The sequence below is a fragment of the Chryseobacterium sp. CY350 genome (genome assembly GCF_027945075.1).
Lineage (GTDB): Bacteria > Bacteroidota > Bacteroidia > Flavobacteriales > Weeksellaceae > Chryseobacterium.
The window spans coordinates 2294050-2311375 of the sequence record NZ_CP116034.1 but is presented as its reverse complement, the minus strand read 5'-3'; the positions used below and the strand labels follow the sequence as shown (position 1 = coordinate 2311375).

Here is a 17326-nt window from a genome sequence, read left to right as displayed (position 1 = left end):
AATTTAGCAGAGAAATACCATTACTATTTCGAAAGCAAACTTTAATTTTTTTAAAAAATTGTATTATGAAAAAAGGAATTCACCCAGAAAATTATAGACTTGTTGTTTTCAAAGATATGAGTAACGACGAGGTATTTGTAGGAAAATCTACTGCTGACACAAAAGACACTATCGAGCACGAAGGTGTAGAGTATCCATTAATTAAAATGGAAATCTCTTCTAGCTCTCACCCTTTCTACACAGGAAAGACTAAATTAGTTGATACTGCAGGTAGAGTAGACAAGTTCATGAATAAATACAAGAAATTCTCTAAGTAATTTTTTGTTTTAAAAATATTTAAAGTCTTCCAAAATTTTGGGAGACTTTTTTATTTGTATTAATGAGAATTTAGACATTAGATATTAGAATTTAGTTTCAGGATTTGTATTTTTGCTTTAATTAGAAAATGGAAGTGCGATTGGTTGTTTTTTCGGAACTCTCCTCTTTCATTCTCTAGCTTCTAGTCTCTAACATCTAACTTCTTATCAAATGCAATTAGTATTTTCAGATGCACAATATTGGGAAGATTTTCTTCCGCTTACTTTTACCCGTCCTGTTGCAGAAATGCGATGCGGAATTCTGACTTTCTCAGAGAGATGGCAGAAAATTTTAGAAAACACAGATGTTTCTTTTTTCACTGAAAATTATCTTCAGGAAAAATTTAAAAATCCGGAAAATATTGAAAGTCTTTTTCTGGTAACTAATTTTTTACCCACTGAAACAATCACTCAGCAAATTAAAGATCTACAATTGGGTGAAGCTTTGGTTTATGAAGATGAACTGATCGCTGCAAAAATCAATATGAAAGGTTTTTCTCTGAATCAAATCGAGAAAATGACCGATATCAAAGAAGAATTAATTTTCTTTAAAAAGCCAACTGATCTTTTTAATTATAATGATAAAGCCATCGATTTCGATTTTAAATTATTGACGAAAGGAAGAATCTCGCAGGAATTGTCTTCAACAAACGGATTTTTAGGCGACAAAAAAGATTTGTTCATTGAAGAAGGTGCGCAAATCGAATTTTCAACCATTAATACTAAAGCCGGAAAAATCTACATCGGCAAAAATGCAGAAGTGATGGAAGGTTGTAATCTTCGAGGCCCGATAGCATTGTGTGAAGAATCTAAATTTAATTTAGGAGCAAAAATTTATGGCGCAACTACGGTTGGTCCGCATTGTAAAGTAGGTGGCGAAGTCAATAATATTATTATTTTCGGATATTCTAATAAAGGTCATGACGGTTTTGTTGGAAATTCGGTGATTGGTGAATGGTGTAATCTGGGTGCAGATACCAATTCTTCTAATCTTAAAAATAATTATGCCAACGTAAAACTCTGGAGTTACAGAACCAAACATTTTGAAGACACAGGTTTACAGTTCGCTGGTTTGATTATGGGTGATCATTCTAAAACTGCTATTAATACACAATTGAATACAGGAACCGTCATTGGTGTCGCTTCGAATATTTTCAGGGAAGGATTTCCTCCTAATCTGATTGAAAACTTTTCTTGGGGCGGATTTAAAGATGATGAACGATTTAAATTAGATAAAGCCTACGAAGTTGCCGAGAAAGTAATGGCCAGAAGAAAACTGCCTTTAACAGGAGATGATAAGGCGATTTTGAAACATATTTTTGATAATTATTAAATATAGTGAAAAGAAATTGAACCATTAAGATGACTTAAGTACTTAAGTTTTTTAAGGGAATTATCTGAGATAATCAGTAAGCGATGCGTCTTAAAGCAAAGCTCAGCTTAAAAAATCTAAAATTCTCCAATGCCTTAATGTTTTAAAATCGAATTGTTTTTTCAATTTAAAAATAAAACTTCAATTTTTTTTGAAGTTTTTTTGTTTTAGATGTAATGTTTTTGAGTTTTTAGATGTCTTACTTATAGAAACAAACTTATGACCCAAGAGATTTTCAAGAATACGGTTTTCATACTCAAAGATGAGATGTATCGTTTTGCGAAAAGATTTGTCATGAGCAGTGATGAGGCAGAAGATGTGGTGCAGGATTTAATGATCAAGTTTTGGCAGAAAAAAGAAGAACTTCAAAATTTTGGAAATTTAAAATCCTACGCATTAAAATCTGTAAAAAACGAATGCCTCAACCGATTGAAACACCACGACGTGAAGTTGGGCTTTGCAGATCTGCAGCTTCACCGATCGGAACTCTACAGTATGGATGTGAATAATCTCAAGGAGCATATTATTGGTTTTATCAACCAGCTTCCTGAGAAACAGAAAATGGTCATCCATTTGAAAGATGTAGAAGAGTATGATGTGTCGGAAATTTCTGAAATGCTGGAAATGGAAGAAAATGCAGTAAGAGTAAATCTTATGCGCGCAAGACAAAAAGTAAAAGAACAAATCTCACAACTGATGAGCTATGAACAACGATCAATATCAAAATAAATATAAAGAAGTCTTCAAAGACTTAAAGGAAGAAAAAATGAACTGGGATTTTGAGGATTTTCTTCAAAAGGCAGAAAGTAATCGTAATGACAGCGATGACATTATTCCTATCACCAAAGCTAAGCCTTCGTTCCCAAAATGGTTTTGGATGGCAGCAAGCCTGGTTTTGCTTTTCAGTGTCGGATTGTTTTTTTATGATAATCAAAATGCAGATGTAGAAAACCAGGCGCAATTGGTCGCTACTGAAATTCAAAAGCAAAAATCTGATTTTATAAAAGAAAATCAAGAGCATCAGACTCGGGTTGCAGTTTTAAGCAACGATTCGATCTCTGTGGAAAAAAGAGATTCTATTTTTGAGGAGAATTCTATAGCTGAAGTTGATGTTTTAGATAAAATTCTATCAAAAAGAAGTAGAATTAAGAAGGAAACAAAGCCAAGATACGTCAGCAATACGGCTGTTAAAAATATAAAAGATTCCACAGGATACAAAGATTCTTATGTCATCGTCAACGGAAAAAGAATAGATAACATGGAAGAGGCCATTAACGTTACAAAATATTCATTTCAGGTTGTGGCCGGCAATATGAATCAGGCTTTATCTCAGCCAAAAGTAATGGACAACGTAGAATACTAATAGAACAATCAATATAGATTACGCAACTGATCAGGCGGCTTGTAGTCAACTAATTTAAATTTTAATTAAGTCATGAAAAAAATATTCATCATATTCGCGCTCGCTTTTTCACATTTTTTTACTGTGTACGGGCAAAAAGAAAAACTAGATCAGCTTTTTGATAAATACCAGGAAACGGAAGGAGTAACATCCATCAAAATTGCAAAGCCGATGTTTGGGATGCTTAGCAATCTGAATATTGCAGATTCTGAACTCGATCAGATAAAACCTTTACTGGCGAAAATCAACGGATTAAAAGTTTTGATTACCGAAAATCCCGAAAATGGAAAGTCTCCTAATAATCTAAATCAATTAAACAAAGAAATAACTTCTTATCTCAAAAACATGAATTACAGCGAAATGATGTCTGTGAAAAATGGAGACAGTAAAGTGAAATTTCTTTCTTCTGAAGCAAAAAACGGAATTCTTGAAGACATTCTACTAAGAATTGATAGCGGAAACGGTGAAAGTATTCTTGTGATGCTTGACGGGAAACTTTCAATGGATGATGTTAACAAAATAATCAACTCCGGAGAAACGCAGACAAGATCTTCAAATACAACTACGGTTAGAAACAGTTTTAATTCAGAAGAAAATTCGTCTTACTTAAACGGAGAAAACAGAAATGTAGGTGAGTTTTCAGGAATTGAAGTGAGCACGGGTGTGAATGTGGTTTTCAAACAGGAAAATTCTACGAATATAAAAGTTTATGCAGATTCAGATAAACTTCAAAATGTTATTACTAAAGTAGAAAATGGAGTTTTGAAGGTTTATGTAGATAATAAAGGTGCAAAAAAGATGAAATTTAAAAATCTGAGTGTCAATATTTCGTCTCCGAAAATGGATGATATCAAAACATCTTCAGGGTCTACTTTTACAGTTGTAAATTCAATTAAAGAAAATAATTTGCGAGTTGATGCATCGTCCGGATCAAGCATTGTTGGAAAATTTATAATTAATAATACTACAGATCTCAATGTAAGTTCGGGTTCTAATGTGAAAGCCAACATCACTTCCGGGAAAATAATGATGAAAACTTCAAGCGGTGCAAGTGCTATTGTAGAAGGAAATGCAGATATTGGAATGATTGACGTAAGCAGTGGTGCAGTAGTAAAAGCTGAAAATCTTCGAGTAAATGTTGCAGAAATAGAATCTACATCCGGAAGTAGCGCTTCAGTGAATGTACAGGATAAAATGAAAGTGAAAGCGTCATCAGGAGGATCGGTAAAGTACAAAGGAAATCCAAAAATTGACTCTGATATCAGCAAAATGTCTGGAGGAAGTCTTTCATCAATCAACTAATACCAAAACCATGAAAATCTTTAAAACAATCTTCGTTACCATTTTTATGATGTTTCTGATGCAATCATGTATCGTTTCAGAAAAACCGAATATGGCATTTTTCTCAAAATCAGAATATGATTACAAAGGAGCGAAATTCGTGAGTATCAACGTACCTTTGTTTCTAGCTAAACCTTATATTAAAAAAGCGTTACGAGATGAAGGTGAAAACGAAGCTGTGATTGCATTGGTGAAAAAAGTTTCTAAAATAAAAGTTCTCACGGTAGAAAACGGAAACAAAAAGATGCTGAAAGACTACGCAAGTTATTTAAATGATAATAATTATGAAGATTGGGCAACCATAAAACATGACGGAAATAACGTCAATATCAGAGTGAAACAAAATGGTGAATCAATCAAAAATATGCTGATTACCCTCAATTCTGATAAAGATCTGGTTTTTGTGGATGTTAAGGGTAGTTTTACACCCGAGGATATTTCCCGGATGATCAGCCAGGTTTCAGATAAGTAAAATTCATATTAACTTATTTTATATTGTGAGAAGTCGTAGTCGTTAAGATTGCGACTTTTTTAATAAATATAATTGATTATTAAGTTTTATTTAAACTATTAAAATGGATTTTCGTATCTCGCTAAAAATTCTTAATTTTGCAAGAAAGTAAAGATGTCTATTCATAACAAAATTGTAGAGACAGCCATCACTTTCGATGACGTGCTTCTAGTCCCTGCTTATTCTGAAGTTTTACCTAATCAGGTTTCATTAAAATCAAGACTTACCGATAAAATTACGCTCAATGTTCCTATCGTTTCCGCTGCTATGGATACGGTGACAGAAGGTGATTTGGCGATTGCATTGGCAAGAGTTGGTGGTTTAGGTTTCATACACAAGAACATGACGATTGCTGAGCAGGCTGCACAGGTAAATCGTGTAAAGCGTTCTGAAAACGGAATGATCTCTGATCCTGTGACTCTTACAAAAGATCATACTTTGGCTCAGGCTAAAGAAACAATGGCTAAATATAAAATCTCTGGTCTTCCTGTTGTGGATCCGGACAATGTTTTAATCGGAATTATTACCAACAGAGATGTGAAATATCAGGAAAACCTTGATATGAAAGTTGAAGAAATCATGACAAAAGATCATTTGATTACTTCTGATAAAAGCACAAACCTTGAAAAAGCCAAAGAAATTCTTCTAAAAAACAGAGTTGAAAAACTTCCGATTGTAGATAAAGAATATAAGCTTGTAGGTTTAATTACGATTAAAGATATTGACAATCAATTAGAATATCCAAATGCTAATAAGGATGAAAACGGTCGTTTGATCGTTGGAGCCGGAGTTGGAGTAGGTGAAGATACAATGGATAGAATTGCAGCTTTGGTGAAAGCCGGAGTTGATATTATCGCTATTGATTCTGCACACGGTCATTCTAAGGGAGTTTTATACAAGATTGCAGAAATAAGAAAAGCATATCCGGATTTAGATCTGGTTGGTGGAAATATCGTAACTGCTGAAGCTGCCGAAGATTTGATCAAAGCTGGCGCGAATGTGCTTAAAGTTGGCGTTGGTCCTGGTTCTATCTGTACAACAAGAGTGGTTGCAGGAGTTGGAGTCCCTCAATTATCAGCGATTTATAACGTGTACGAATATGCTAAATCTAAAAATGTAACCGTTATCGCAGATGGAGGTGTAAAACTTTCAGGTGATATTGTAAAAGCAATAGCAAGTGGAGCAGGAGCTGTAATGGTAGGTTCACTTTTAGCAGGAACTGACGAATCTCCGGGTGAAGAAATTATTTACCAGGGAAGAAAATTTAAAGCTTATCAGGGAATGGGAAGTCTTTCTGCAATGAAAAGAGGCGGAAAAGAAAGATATTTCCAGAGTGAAGCGAAGAAATTTGTGCCGGAAGGAATTGAAGGAAGAGTTCCGCATAAAGGGAAATTAGAAGATGTTATTTTCCAGTTAACCGGAGGTTTGAGAGCCGGAATGGGTTATTGTGGAGCAAAAGATATCGAAGCTTTACAGAAAGACACCAAAATGGTCATGATCACAGGAAGTGGACTGAAAGAGTCTCATCCTCACGATGTTATCATCACTTCAGAAGCTCCGAATTATTCTTTATAAGAGAAATGTAATTCAAAAATAAATATAAACTCACAGAAATTTCTGTGAGTTTTTTTATTAAAACAAAATTGCAGTACAAAGAATATAATGGAATTTTTTGTCTCCTTTTTCTTAAATAACGAATATTTATCTGATATTCTTACCCATATTCAATTCAGGATATTTTTCTGAATCTGAATTTTCTTTTAATTACCGCATTTAGAAATTGCCCTTTCGATTTTGCTTCCTTAAACTTATCAAAAATCTCCTGCGGAACCTTTACGTAATCATATACAGAACCCGACTGATATATGATTCTTAATATTTCGGTCTCAGGATAATAACTGTATTGTTTGACAACACTTGATGGCATGATTTATTTTCTGCAAATAATATTCCTTTCATTAAAATTTAAGATGCAGGAATTAGTTTCGTTAAAGCAAAAAAAAGCCTTTCAAAAAACTGAAAGGCTTAGATTGTAATTATTTTTTGAGATTGTCTTTAAAATCGTCGATCCGAAAATCTGTCAGAAAATTACCTTTTTCTATTTTTTCTTTGGAGTAAAGTCTGAAATCATTTTCGGTTTTTTCCAGAAGATAATCATACGGCCCAACCTGAGAAATCAGCTTCACCAACACTGGCGAAATTTCCAAACAAATAAAAAGTCCCATGATAAATGCAGCAGCAGTTGCAATAATGGCTGAGTTTTTCCCTAATTCATCTAACGCCTGAAGTCTCGCAGCAAAACCGTTAAATTTATCCTCAATGGTTTCGGTTGATTTTCTTTCGGTTTCCAGATTGGTGTATACTTTAGAAATCTCTTTATCTAAATATTCCAATCTTGGGGCAGCCTGTTTTCGGTAATTTTCCAGATCAATTCTTCGCTGCTCTTTAAGTTCCTGTTTACGTTTTGCGTTCGGGCCGAATCCTTCTTTACCACTCGTTAAACCGGATTGTTTACCCAAAATCTCTTTTTCAAGTTCTACCGCAGCCGAATCGTAAGATTTTTGATATTGAGCGATTTTATCTGAGATTTGCTTTTTTTCTGTATCAAAAGGACCGCTTTGTTGCAGAATCCGCCCGTTCATCTCGCCTTGAAGCTGTTTTTTATTTCTTTGAATAATGGTATTCAGTTGTTTGTTGACTTCTTTTTCGAAAATCTTCAGTTCCAATGGTTTAGAAATGATAATTCCTAAAAACGTAGCCAAAATCAGCCTTGGTATAGACATTAAAATCTGATTCCACCAAGTTCCTGTTTTTTTAATGGAAGAAACAATGTATCTGTCTAAATTAAAGATCATTAAACCCCATAAAATTGCAAATCCTACAGCGATCCATAGATCATCAAATATGGTGTACATCGCATAGCCCGCTGAAAGTGTAGCAAAAATCGCGGTAAATAAAACAATGCCGCCAATTCCGGAGAATTTATTCCATTCACTGGGTGTTTTTCTGAGGATATGTATGTTCCCTCCTGAGCAGATCATCAGAAATTTCTGAAACCAATTAATCTGATGACTGTTCTGATTTATAGTTTGTTGAATATTTTTCATGATAGAAATTTATACAAAATTAGTATTAAAAATCATACCATTGTTACAAATAGTAATATGTTTTACCAAGTATATATCATTAAACATTGTCTAGTTTGATTACCAATGATTTACGAGTTTGTTTTCAGATTGAGATTATTTTAATCTATCAGGATTCTGTTTCAAAAAACTTTCCCAGCCGGTGTAAGATTTTGTATTTGTAAGAGTTCCGGAATTGAAATGATGACATACAGCGACAGCCAATCCGTCGGAAGCATCCAGATATTTTGTGGGAAATTCTTTTAGATTGAGAAGATTCTTAAGCATTCCGGCAACCTGCTCTTTGCTGGCGTTTCCGTTTCCCGTGATTGCCATTTTTATTTTTTTCGGCGAATATTCTGTAATAGGAATATTTCTATGAAGACTTGCAGCCATTGCAACGCCTTGAGCACGACCCAATTTCAGCATAGACTGTACATTTTTACCAAAAAAAGGTGCTTCTAATGCCACTTCATCAGGATGAAACTCATCAATCAGAGCAAGAGTTTTATCGAAAATATATTTAAGTTTCGTCTCATGATTTGGGTATTTCTTTAAAATAAGTTCATGGATAGAGATCATTTCCATCTTTCCTTTTTTGACTGAAATAAGACCAAAACCCATTATAGCTGTTCCCGGGTCAATCCCTAAAATTATTTTCTCTGCTTCTATCATCGTGTCAAAGATATGACATTCTGATTTTTTATTAAATATTTATATTATCGTATCTATACTTTTTATAAATTAGTAAAAAAATACCATGATAAAATTAATTAATTTATTGACTGTCAGTGTCTTGTTTTTATATGGAAATCATCACTACAAAGGGCAGTCTCACAAAGCAATCAATCCTGCTGTACAAAGTGATAACCAGATTTCATATCTCTTTTTCAAAATCGCTAAACAAGATTCACGGCCGGAAAAGATCACTTTTGTAGAAAAGAAAACGGTTGCCGGAAAAATGAAATCGATCCCTTCATTAAGCTTAGAGAATGCAAAAAATGGTGATTTATTAATCACATTGGTCGACTCTGGCGGGAAAATGATTGCGCAGCAAATCATAGAAGATCCTCTAAATCCTGAATTGGAAAGCTTTGGTGACAAGATCGAAAGGCACAAACTTACGCTCAAAGAAACTGAATTTAGTGTAAGATTTCCTTTCTCAAAAGAAACAAAATCTGTGAAAATTGAGAAGATTTTTGATTCTTCCAAGAAATTATTGTTCATCCAAAACTTTTAATCATGAAAAAATATTTACCAATTCTTTTGATGAGCAGCTCACTGTGCTTTTCTCAGACTTTCGACACTGTACCGTTATTGCAGAGCGGATCAAATGATAAGAGAATCAATATCGCTGTTTTGGGAGATGGTTTTACGGTCGCTCAACTCCCCGCTTTTGTAACTTCGGCACAAAATACGGTTGATTATCTTTTTACAAAAAGTCCTTACACAGAATATAAAAATTATTTTAATGCGTATGCTGTGAAAGTAATTTCTACAGATACAGGAGTGAAGCATCCCGGCACGGCTACTGATGTTACGGAGCCGATAATTCCCGTATCAAATCCTAACAATTATTTAGGATCTACATTTGATGTTAATGTTCACAGATGTATTTACAGCTATACACCAAATAAAGTTGCTCAGGTTTTAGCCGCCAATGTTCCGGATTATGACATCACCTACGTTCTTGGAAACTCTACAGAATATGGCGGTTGTGGCGGTACGTATGCTTTTGCGTCATTGGCTACGGCAGCAAACGAAATCGTTGTGCATGAGCTAGGTCACTCATTTGGAAATCTGGCCGATGAATATTGGTTCGCAGGTTCCGGCGAATCCCCAAATAAAACCCAAACTTCAAACCCTGCCACTATAAAATGGAAAAACTGGGTGGGTTTAAATTCGATCGGAGTTTATCCTTACACCGAAAGCCCATCTTGGTTCAGACCTCATCAAAGCTGTGAGATGAGATATCTCAATCAGCAATTTTGCTCGGTTTGTAAAGAGAGAATTATCGAAAAAATTCATTCACTGGTTTCGCCTGTAGATTCTTACACTCCTGCTAATACAAGCACCGTGAGTGCAAATTCAAATATTACTTTTACGGTAAACGAAATTCTTCCGATACCCAATACCTTAGTTAATACGTGGACGCTGAACGGAACTTCTCTTCCGGCAACAGCTAGTACCTTAACGATTACTCCGGCTCAGCTCAATACGGGAAATAACACGCTTCTTTTTTCGGTCACGGATAACACTGCGCTGGTGAAAACCGACAGTCACAATACGGTGCATTTTACCAACGTTTCCTGGACTTTAAATAAAGGCAGCTTGGGTACTTCTGAGATAAAATCAGAAGAAAGAAGATTTACAATTTACCCGAATCCTGCAAATACAGAATTTTTCATCAGAGGAAAATCTGATTTTAACAAAAGTTTAAAAATAAATCTTTATGATGCATCAGGAAAAATGATTGCCGTACAATTTGAACTGAAAGATTCTAAAACGATCTACGTTAATATTGCAGATCTTCCTTCCGGAGTTTATACGATGGCTGCAACTGAGAATAAAAGTTTAATAATATCTCAGAAGATCATTAAAGAATAAAAAATTTAAAATTAATAAAAAGAAACCGACTTTTCACAGGTCGGTTTTTTTATTCTTTTGAGAGTTTCTTTTCTGCAACAGGAACCCATTTTCCATCGTGGCGAAGCAAAATTATCTTGTCAACGAAGAATTTAGTTTTAAATTCTTTTTCCTTATAAACTTCCCACGCTTCCATATATTTTTCCCAGGTTAAGTCTCTATAACCAACAGTAACATGAGGATGAAAAGAATAATTTTTATAACTAAATATCTCTTTCACCTTTAATTGTAAATCTTTTAACTGCTCATTTTCCTCGGGCTTTACATACAAAACAGGATTTTTAGCATTGGGGAAACTTCCAAAACCATTTAATGTAATTTCAAAAGGCGAAATGTTGGTGTCAATTTTATGAAATGCCACATGAATATCATTTTCTAAATTCAGTTCTCTTTCAAAAGGTTGAAATAAAGTGATGTGAGCATCATTTTTTAATGCTTTTGAATTATTATAATTTAAAGCTAAATCTTCTTTGAAAACCTTCACTTCATCAATGATTTTCTGAGGCGGATAAATGGCGATGAAATACATTTTTTTCATGCTGTAAAAATATACTTTTTAAAATTATTGATTAAAATTCTATACATAAGAAAATTATACATAGATTTGTTATGTATAAAAATAAGATTTGAAAAAAAATAGTCTTTACAAAGGAACATTACAAAATATCATTTTGAAATTACTTTCAAAAGAGGTGAAAATGTATGGCTACCAAATGACTCAACGCGCAAAAGAACTCACGGAAGGCGAGTTGGAAATGACGGAAGGAGCACTATATCCTTTACTTCATAAATTGGAAGGTGACGGTATAATTACTTCCGAAATTCAGAAAATAAACGGAAGAGACCGAAAATATTATCTGTTAACCGAAAAAGGAAAAAAGCAACAGGCTGCGCAGGAAACCGAAATGAAAACTTACTTATTTAATCTAAATACCATTTTTAATATATGATAACCATTCATCAGGAAAACGAGATAAAAGCTTTTCTTCAGAAAAAAAAGTTGAGTTCTGCTATTTTTAATGAAATTTATGATCATTTTGTGGTTCAGATCTTAGCATTGATGCAAACTAATCTTAGTTTTCAGGAAGCATTTCTAGAAACTAAAATCGGTTGGCAATACGAGCTGGAAATGGTAAAGGCTGATATTTTGTCATTCAAAAGAATCGCCAGAATTGAAAAAACAGTTTTAAAGTCTAGATTTAGAAACATTATTCTATCTTCAATTAGTCTTTCTATGCTTGGTTTGGGTGCATTTTTATTTTTAAATGATTATTTCTACATCATCCAAGCGTGTTTAGCTGTATTTTGTTTTTCTATGCTTTTGTACAATTTTGCATTAAAAAAAATGAAGTTCAGAGAATATATTGAAGTAAGTTTTCATCCTTTGATTATAAGAAATCTTATTGTAGGATGTATTTTATTTTTAGCAGTAGGATATTTTTCTCAAAATTTATATTTCTACGATTTCGGAATGGCCAAAGTTTTTACAATGTACGGCATGTTGGTACAAATTCAATTGTTGTATTTCAGAAGTAAAAAAGTAAATGTTTTAATTTAAATGTTTTTAGAAATGATAAACTCGGCGCAGCAAAAGCAAATAGAAGACTATCTTATTTTAAACAAACTTCCACTTGATATTCTGTTAGAAGTCCGCGATCATATGATTTCACAGGTGTCAGATCTTCAGATTCGTGAAAATCTGAGTTTCGATGAGGCTTTTTTTAAAACTAAAATCGCATGGGAACCGGAATTTAAAATGACGAAGTATTTTATGTTTTATACAGGAGAAGTATCTGTATTGGAAAAAAACATTGTAAAAGCAAAGTTTAACAGTATTCTTAAAAGGTCAATCCTAATTGCTATTGTGCTTTTTATTGTTAATTTATTTGCTATTTATATTTCGAAAACTCCGGAGTTTTATGGAATTCTATTTAAAATACAAAACGGATTAGTCTTCGCTGTTCCGCTCGCACTCTGGATTTTCCATTACAATAAGAGAAAGTTTTTTCGAATAGATAATAAGTATAGAGGTAAATCATTTTATACGATGTATCAGCAAAATAATATGATACTTATCGCTTGTATTTCTTCAACGGCACAGATTATTATGCATAATGGTACTTCTGCGTATAACTTTTTTAGAACTGATTTGCCTGTTGATCATATAACTGTTATACTGACGATTTTAATTCCTTTTTTAGCACATATTATGTTGATTTTTGGATCAATTAATTTATTTGAGCATAACAAAGCTTTAGAAAAAATTCAGGATTATATCAAATTTTCAGAAGCTGAATAATTAATCTAGAGAAACATTTTCCATCATATCCGTGAAATTTTTAATCTCACGATGAGGTTTAAAAGTTGCGCTTTTTCCTTTTTCTTCATCGGCAATGTTCGATAGAATAATCACCGAAGTTTTTGTTTCCGGATAATAAATATTTAGCGAAGGTGATCCTTTAATATATCCGCTGTGAAAATAAGCTAAAGGTTTTCCGATGTTCATCATAATTCCGTAACCATAACCCATTTTCCCAAAAATCTGATGCTGTCTTTCAGCACTTTTGTTTAAGAATTTTTTTAAAGTTTCGGGTTTTATAATTTTTCCCGAATACAGCAGGTTGTTCCACAGATGAAGATCATCGATTGTTGAAAGAATTCCGCCCGCGGCAATTCCTATTTCTTTATTTCCTAATCTTTTCGGCATATTGGCGATTTTCTCAAAATTTTTAGCATTTCCAAGATAGGCTCCGGCGAAATTCTCACCTTCAAATATATTTCCTGTTGAAGAGTTTTTCATTCCGACCTTTTTAAAAAGATCTGTCACATTTTGATCATAAGATTTCCCGGAAACATTTTCAATGATTTTGCCTAAAGCATTAAAACCATCATTGGAATAATTAAAACCTGAACCAATTTTAAAAATGAGTTTTTCTCCAAAATTATTTAATCCCGAAGTGTGATTCAAAAGCTGATGAATGGTGATATTTTCATATCCATTAGAATGAAATTCTTTTAAATATTTCGACACTTTATCTTCTAAACTCAGCTTTCCATTTTCCATTTCCAACAAAATCATGACAGCTGTGAATTGTTTGGAAACAGATCCGATTGCAAAAATCGTCTGATTGTCAATCTTATTCTTTACTTTAAAATCTGAAAAGCCATTATTTTTCCTGTATAGTGTAACTGAGTCTTTAAAAATGGCCACACTTCCATTGAAATTGTATTTACCAAAAACTGAATCAATCTGTTTTTTGTAAAGTTTTGTTTTGTAGACATTGACCGCTGAATCAGCGATCGCATTTTTATCAACTATTTTTGACTGTGCTATTTCAGTTTTTTGGCAGGAAAAAATTGTAGCGGCAATCAGAAAGAAAAAAAAGATTTTTTTGATCATTAATTTGTTGTTTTTAAAGATAGAGGTAAAGATAAAGATTTCTTTAGATCTTAAATCAAATCGCAAAACCAAAACACATATTCTCCATCGACATCGAGTACATCGGACTTCGGTTTTGGGTAAGTTTTCTTTACTATTTCACCAATTTTAAAATGAACCGGATTTTTAAAAATTGGTCCGTCGAAAGTAAACGTGTGAAATTCTCCGTTTTCGCCGCACGGATCTACGTTTTTGGGTAAATCTTTAATGAAATTTTCATCAATAATTCTTCCGGCAAAACTTTTGTCGAGATAGGTTTCGTTGACGCAGGTGACAATGGTTTTAAAACCGAGATCTAAAAATTCTCTGATGAGGTCTGATGTATTTTTTTTCCAAAGTGGGAAAACGGCTTCTATCCCGATTGTTTTTAACTGATCTTCTCGGTATTTTCTTAAATCTTCCAGAAAAATATCGCCAAAAATAGAATGAGTAACGCCTTGAGATTTTATTTCGGTCATCGTTTTATTCATAATTTCGGAATATTCTTCCATAGACGGTTCCTGTGGAAGTTCCATTTTAATTAATTTGAAATCTAAACTTGCGGCTTGCTTTTCCAATAACGAAACGTGAACGCCGTGCATAGAAATTCTCTGAAATTCTTTATTAATGCTTGTCAGCAAAGAAGTAATCTCAAATTTGTCTTCTTTCAAAGTTTTGTACAGAGCAAGCGCAGAATCTTTTCCGCTGCTCCAGTTGAAGATGGCTTTTGGTTTCATATTGATTAAATAGATGCTCGCAAAATAGGAAGAATTTTATTTTTGTCTCCAATAATCTAAAAACTACTATAATTCTTGATATACTTTTATGTGTATATAAGAAGCATATAAAAAAAATGAGGTTTAACTTTCTATTTCAAAACCTGTTTTCTTTACATCTTGTGAAGTCAATGCTTTGCTGAGGATCATACTGTTGTTACAGTATTATTTCATTTTTCTTTTTGCGTTGGAATCTGTAGTTGCAATGAGTTTATTTTAATTTGAATATCAATCTTCACATTTTTTTTAAAATAACTTCTTTATTGTTACTTTCTTGAATAAATTCACAGTCCGTCATTTCTCTTTTTTTTGTCTTTTTATTATAGAAACCATACCAATAAAATTTAAGTGTGTTTTCATCAACTACTTTTATGTAAGCAATAGACTGATCATTTAAATATTCATTCCAAGGTAATTTTGCCCCGAAATTACCACTGTCTTCAGGGATTATTTTTAATTTGTAGGCAATACCTTTTTCAAAATCATATCTTTTAGTTTCAACCAATTTGATATAGATTTGATTAGATAAAACAACCAGAGAAGCTTCCTTATCTTTAATTGTTATACTGGCGACTCCATCTCCGCAATTTATTCGCCATTCACCATTAACAGAGAATTCCGCATTAACATTTTCATTTATATTATCATTTTCTTCCCCATCATCTGAATAACTTAATAGACTACTTATATTTTTGACTTTAATATCATAAATTTTGTATCCGGTTTAGATTTTTCTACTTTTAAAAGTGTGCAATTTTTTGAATTATCAAAACCGTTTACTGTACAAGCCTCATATAAATTTTCTTCTTTTATATATTTAATACTAAGCGTTTTTTTCCAATTAGGATCAATGTCCTGACCATTTATAATAGCGTCATAGTCTAAATCTATATTTTTTAATTTCTCATATAATTTTTGAGACAGATATTTCTGCCGAAGTAAATCAAGATTTTTCTCACTTGCTTTACCGGTGTTTTCCATCTCGGAAAAATACTTGTTATAGAAAATTGTTAATTCTTTTACTATCTCATTATTATTTTGTGAAATTATAATTTTCGAGCTTGGCTTACTAGTTGGTGTTTGACTGCATGCTTGTAGTGAAACACTGATTAGAAGAAGAATGAGTAACTTTTAATGTTCATTTTATTTAATTTTATTTCCATCTATATATATATATATTATATCTTGGGGGATTTTTTCTATATCCAGGACCCGGCCACATGTCTCTTTGCTTAAAATCTGATAACCATTGATTGCCATTATACATACAAATATGCCCGTGAACATGACCTGGAATACTTTGTGTAACCGAATATCACCTTTTACAGGAGTATAACTTGTAGTAGTAATTTCTGTAAATCCTAATTTTGGTAAAAATTTATCGTAAAGTGATGTTTGGAATTTTTATCTCAAATTATTTCGTTTTAGTTAATTTCAAGTTTGTATTATAATTCCATTTTAAATCTCCTACGATAGGACTTTTTAAATAATACACATTATTCTTATGGGTTATTATACCTAAAACATCAATATCTGAATGATTAGTGAAACCATCTCCATCAATAGTTTTTAGATACTTCAAGACTAAAGTATCATTTTTAGGCTCTATTTTACACAAATCAATAAAATATGTTTTATATCCCATTCCCGAAAAAGTACATTCCGAATCTTTAATTTCAATAGAATAATTAATAGAAATTTCAGAGAATTTATCTAATTTTCCATAATCAATATCTACATGATAAACTCCTTTCCAATTGCTTATTTGACTTGTATTTGTTTGTAAGGGTTGAATTTTGGTTGTTAAATTTTTAATTAAAGAATTAAAATTTTGGAGGGAAGTAATATTTTCATTCACATTTTTTACTGTTTTAGTATTTATTAATTTCCAAGATTTATTACTGGAAACATATAAATAGAAATATTTTTTATATGGATATTTATATTCATTTTTTTTAGTAAAAAACTTCTTCGGAATATATTCAGTTATCATATTATATTCAGAAAGATTGTTTTCGAGTCTTTTTTTTATTAATAAATTAATTTGTTTAAAGTAGTTATCGTCTTGTTCATCTTCAGAAAACACATTGTTTTTGGCGTCAAAATCAAACCACTCTTTTTGTTTTTCAGTGTTTTTATTTAAAAAATTTACAGTAAACTCTCCTATACTATTGTCAGTATGCATATATATAGGAAAATCAGAGTTGGGACTTAGCTGATATCCATGAAAATATTTTTGACTGAGAAAATCAGGGATTTTCACTTCCTTTATAGATTTTATATTATTATCTTTTTTTTCTTGCTCTCTGCACGATATAAGCATAAAGATTAAAAATAATCTAAACAATAATCTTATTCTGTTATTTATTAATTTCATAA

General features: G+C 32.5%; 21 protein-coding genes. 12 read left to right on the top strand and 9 right to left on the bottom strand.

Annotation, left to right across the window (positions count from 1 at the left end; genetic code table 11):
- The first annotated feature begins 65 nt into the window (after positions 1-65).
- The 7 genes from PGH12_RS10695 to guaB all read left to right on the top strand — a co-directional run bounded on the left by PGH12_RS10695 (position 66) and on the right by guaB (position 6557).
- Positions 66-317, top strand: coding sequence for a type B 50S ribosomal protein L31 (locus PGH12_RS10695; RefSeq protein WP_047445187.1), 252 nt, complete (start codon positions 66-68; stop codon positions 315-317).
- A 211-nt stretch (positions 318-528) separates the two neighbouring features.
- On the top strand, positions 529-1689 hold the full coding sequence (locus PGH12_RS10690; protein WP_267599345.1) for a GlmU family protein: 1161 nt from the start codon (positions 529-531) through the stop codon (positions 1687-1689).
- 258 nt (positions 1690-1947) lie between these two features.
- Positions 1948-2457, top strand: coding sequence for a GFO_1088 family ECF-type sigma factor (locus PGH12_RS10685; protein ID WP_267599346.1), 510 nt, complete (start codon positions 1948-1950; stop codon positions 2455-2457).
- Positions 2432-3091, top strand: a complete 660-nt coding sequence (locus tag PGH12_RS10680; RefSeq protein WP_267599347.1) for a hypothetical protein — start codon at positions 2432-2434, stop codon at positions 3089-3091. The genes PGH12_RS10685 and PGH12_RS10680 overlap by 26 nt, the downstream gene beginning before the upstream one ends.
- 72 nt (positions 3092-3163) lie before the next feature.
- Positions 3164-4432, top strand: coding sequence for a DUF4252 domain-containing protein (locus tag PGH12_RS10675; RefSeq protein ID WP_267599349.1), 1269 nt, complete (start codon positions 3164-3166; stop codon positions 4430-4432).
- A gap of 10 nt (positions 4433-4442) precedes the next feature.
- Positions 4443-4943: a DUF4252 domain-containing protein gene (locus PGH12_RS10670; protein ID WP_267599350.1), complete on the top strand. Its 501-nt coding sequence runs from the start codon at positions 4443-4445 to the stop codon at positions 4941-4943.
- Positions 4944-5096: 153 nt separating this feature from the next.
- Entirely contained in the window at positions 5097-6557 is a 1461-nt protein-coding gene (gene guaB, locus PGH12_RS10665; protein WP_267599351.1) for an IMP dehydrogenase, read from the top strand.
- A gap of 154 nt (positions 6558-6711) precedes the next feature.
- Here the strand turns inward: guaB and PGH12_RS10660 are convergent, their stop codons facing one another.
- From PGH12_RS10660 to ruvC, 3 genes are all read right to left on the bottom strand, one after another.
- Positions 6712-6909, bottom strand: a complete 198-nt coding sequence (locus tag PGH12_RS10660) for a KTSC domain-containing protein (protein WP_267599352.1) — start codon at positions 6907-6909, stop codon at positions 6712-6714.
- A 109-nt stretch (positions 6910-7018) separates the two neighbouring features.
- Positions 7019-8089 carry a DUF4407 domain-containing protein gene (locus PGH12_RS10655; protein WP_267599353.1) on the bottom strand — a complete coding sequence of 357 codons (1071 nt, stop codon included), beginning with the start codon at positions 8087-8089 and terminating at the stop codon, positions 7019-7021.
- Between the two features lie 135 nt (positions 8090-8224).
- Positions 8225-8779: a crossover junction endodeoxyribonuclease RuvC gene (ruvC, locus tag PGH12_RS10650; protein WP_267599775.1), complete on the bottom strand. Its 555-nt coding sequence runs from the start codon at positions 8777-8779 to the stop codon at positions 8225-8227.
- An 88-nt stretch (positions 8780-8867) separates the two neighbouring features.
- On the opposite strand from ruvC, the gene PGH12_RS10645 reads away from it, so the two are divergent.
- Both PGH12_RS10645 and PGH12_RS10640 read left to right on the top strand, forming a co-directional pair.
- Positions 8868-9347 carry a hypothetical protein gene (locus PGH12_RS10645; protein WP_267599354.1) on the top strand — a complete coding sequence of 160 codons (480 nt, stop codon included), beginning with the start codon at positions 8868-8870 and terminating at the stop codon, positions 9345-9347.
- A 2-nt stretch (positions 9348-9349) separates the two neighbouring features.
- Positions 9350-10714, top strand: coding sequence for a T9SS type A sorting domain-containing protein (locus tag PGH12_RS10640; protein ID WP_267599355.1), 1365 nt, complete (start codon positions 9350-9352; stop codon positions 10712-10714).
- A gap of 49 nt (positions 10715-10763) precedes the next feature.
- Here the strand turns inward: PGH12_RS10640 and PGH12_RS10635 are convergent, their stop codons facing one another.
- Positions 10764-11291 (bottom strand): 2'-5' RNA ligase family protein, encoded by a 528-nt coding sequence (locus PGH12_RS10635; protein ID WP_267599356.1) that lies wholly within the window; start codon positions 11289-11291, stop codon positions 10764-10766.
- 88 nt (positions 11292-11379) lie between these two features.
- Here PGH12_RS10635 and PGH12_RS10630 point away from each other — a divergent pair, with 88 nt between their 5' ends.
- The 3 genes from PGH12_RS10630 to PGH12_RS10620 are packed head-to-tail and all read left to right on the top strand — an operon-like array spanning position 11380 to position 13052.
- Positions 11380-11703, top strand: a complete 324-nt coding sequence (locus PGH12_RS10630; protein WP_267599357.1) for a PadR family transcriptional regulator — start codon at positions 11380-11382, stop codon at positions 11701-11703.
- Positions 11700-12311 carry a hypothetical protein gene (locus PGH12_RS10625; RefSeq protein WP_267599358.1) on the top strand — a complete coding sequence of 204 codons (612 nt, stop codon included), beginning with the start codon at positions 11700-11702 and terminating at the stop codon, positions 12309-12311. Before PGH12_RS10630 ends, PGH12_RS10625 begins: the two co-directional genes overlap by 4 nt.
- A gap of 12 nt (positions 12312-12323) precedes the next feature.
- Entirely contained in the window at positions 12324-13052 is a 729-nt protein-coding gene (locus PGH12_RS10620; protein ID WP_267599359.1) for a hypothetical protein, read from the top strand.
- Here the strand turns inward: PGH12_RS10620 and PGH12_RS10615 are convergent, their stop codons facing one another.
- The 5 genes from PGH12_RS10615 to PGH12_RS10595 form a co-directional block, all read right to left on the bottom strand.
- Complete coding sequence (locus tag PGH12_RS10615) at positions 13053-14153, bottom strand: serine hydrolase domain-containing protein (RefSeq protein WP_267599360.1); 1101 nt, start codon at positions 14151-14153, stop codon at positions 13053-13055.
- A 50-nt stretch (positions 14154-14203) separates the two neighbouring features.
- Positions 14204-14908 carry a Dph6-related ATP pyrophosphatase gene (locus tag PGH12_RS10610; protein WP_267599361.1) on the bottom strand — a complete coding sequence of 235 codons (705 nt, stop codon included), beginning with the start codon at positions 14906-14908 and terminating at the stop codon, positions 14204-14206.
- 274 nt (positions 14909-15182) lie between these two features.
- Positions 15183-15452 carry a hypothetical protein gene (locus PGH12_RS10605; RefSeq protein ID WP_267599362.1) on the bottom strand — a complete coding sequence of 90 codons (270 nt, stop codon included), beginning with the start codon at positions 15450-15452 and terminating at the stop codon, positions 15183-15185.
- A gap of 179 nt (positions 15453-15631) precedes the next feature.
- Entirely contained in the window at positions 15632-15928 is a 297-nt protein-coding gene (locus PGH12_RS10600) for a hypothetical protein (protein ID WP_267599363.1), read from the bottom strand.
- A 433-nt stretch (positions 15929-16361) separates the two neighbouring features.
- On the bottom strand, positions 16362-17324 hold the full coding sequence (locus PGH12_RS10595) for a DUF5991 domain-containing protein (protein ID WP_267599364.1): 963 nt from the start codon (positions 17322-17324) through the stop codon (positions 16362-16364).
- Positions 17325-17326 lie beyond the last annotated feature (2 nt).

Bases quoted from the DNA above. Each gene is read 5' to 3' on its own strand.
- PGH12_RS10670 (WP_267599350.1), top strand. From the start codon at position 4,443: ATGAAAATCTTTAAAACAATCTTCGTTACCATTTTTATGATGTTTCTG.
- PGH12_RS10675 (WP_267599349.1), top strand. From the start codon at position 3,164: ATGAAAAAAATATTCATCATATTCGCGCTCGCTTTTTCACATTTTTTT.
- PGH12_RS10695 (WP_047445187.1), top strand. From the start codon at position 66: ATGAAAAAAGGAATTCACCCAGAAAATTATAGACTTGTTGTTTTCAAA.
- PGH12_RS10625 (WP_267599358.1), top strand. From the start codon at position 11,700: ATGATAACCATTCATCAGGAAAACGAGATAAAAGCTTTTCTTCAGAAA.
- PGH12_RS10595 (WP_267599364.1), bottom strand. From the start codon at position 17,324: ATGAAATTAATAAATAACAGAATAAGATTATTGTTTAGATTATTTTTA.
- PGH12_RS10680 (WP_267599347.1), top strand. From the start codon at position 2,432: ATGAACAACGATCAATATCAAAATAAATATAAAGAAGTCTTCAAAGAC.
- PGH12_RS10685 (WP_267599346.1), top strand. From the start codon at position 1,948: ATGACCCAAGAGATTTTCAAGAATACGGTTTTCATACTCAAAGATGAG.
- PGH12_RS10620 (WP_267599359.1), top strand. From the start codon at position 12,324: ATGATAAACTCGGCGCAGCAAAAGCAAATAGAAGACTATCTTATTTTA.
- PGH12_RS10640 (WP_267599355.1), top strand. From the start codon at position 9,350: ATGAAAAAATATTTACCAATTCTTTTGATGAGCAGCTCACTGTGCTTT.
- PGH12_RS10635 (WP_267599356.1), bottom strand. From the start codon at position 11,291: ATGAAAAAAATGTATTTCATCGCCATTTATCCGCCTCAGAAAATCATT.
- PGH12_RS10655 (WP_267599353.1), bottom strand. From the start codon at position 8,089: ATGAAAAATATTCAACAAACTATAAATCAGAACAGTCATCAGATTAAT.
- PGH12_RS10610 (WP_267599361.1), bottom strand. From the start codon at position 14,908: ATGAAACCAAAAGCCATCTTCAACTGGAGCAGCGGAAAAGATTCTGCG.
- PGH12_RS10615 (WP_267599360.1), bottom strand. From the start codon at position 14,153: ATGATCAAAAAAATCTTTTTTTTCTTTCTGATTGCCGCTACAATTTTT.
- PGH12_RS10660 (WP_267599352.1), bottom strand. From the start codon at position 6,909: ATGCCATCAAGTGTTGTCAAACAATACAGTTATTATCCTGAGACCGAA.
- PGH12_RS10690 (WP_267599345.1), top strand. From the start codon at position 529: ATGCAATTAGTATTTTCAGATGCACAATATTGGGAAGATTTTCTTCCG.
- guaB (WP_267599351.1), top strand. From the start codon at position 5,097: ATGTCTATTCATAACAAAATTGTAGAGACAGCCATCACTTTCGATGAC.
- PGH12_RS10645 (WP_267599354.1), top strand. From the start codon at position 8,868: ATGATAAAATTAATTAATTTATTGACTGTCAGTGTCTTGTTTTTATAT.
- PGH12_RS10600 (WP_267599363.1), bottom strand. From the start codon at position 15,928: ATGGAAAACACCGGTAAAGCAAGTGAGAAAAATCTTGATTTACTTCGG.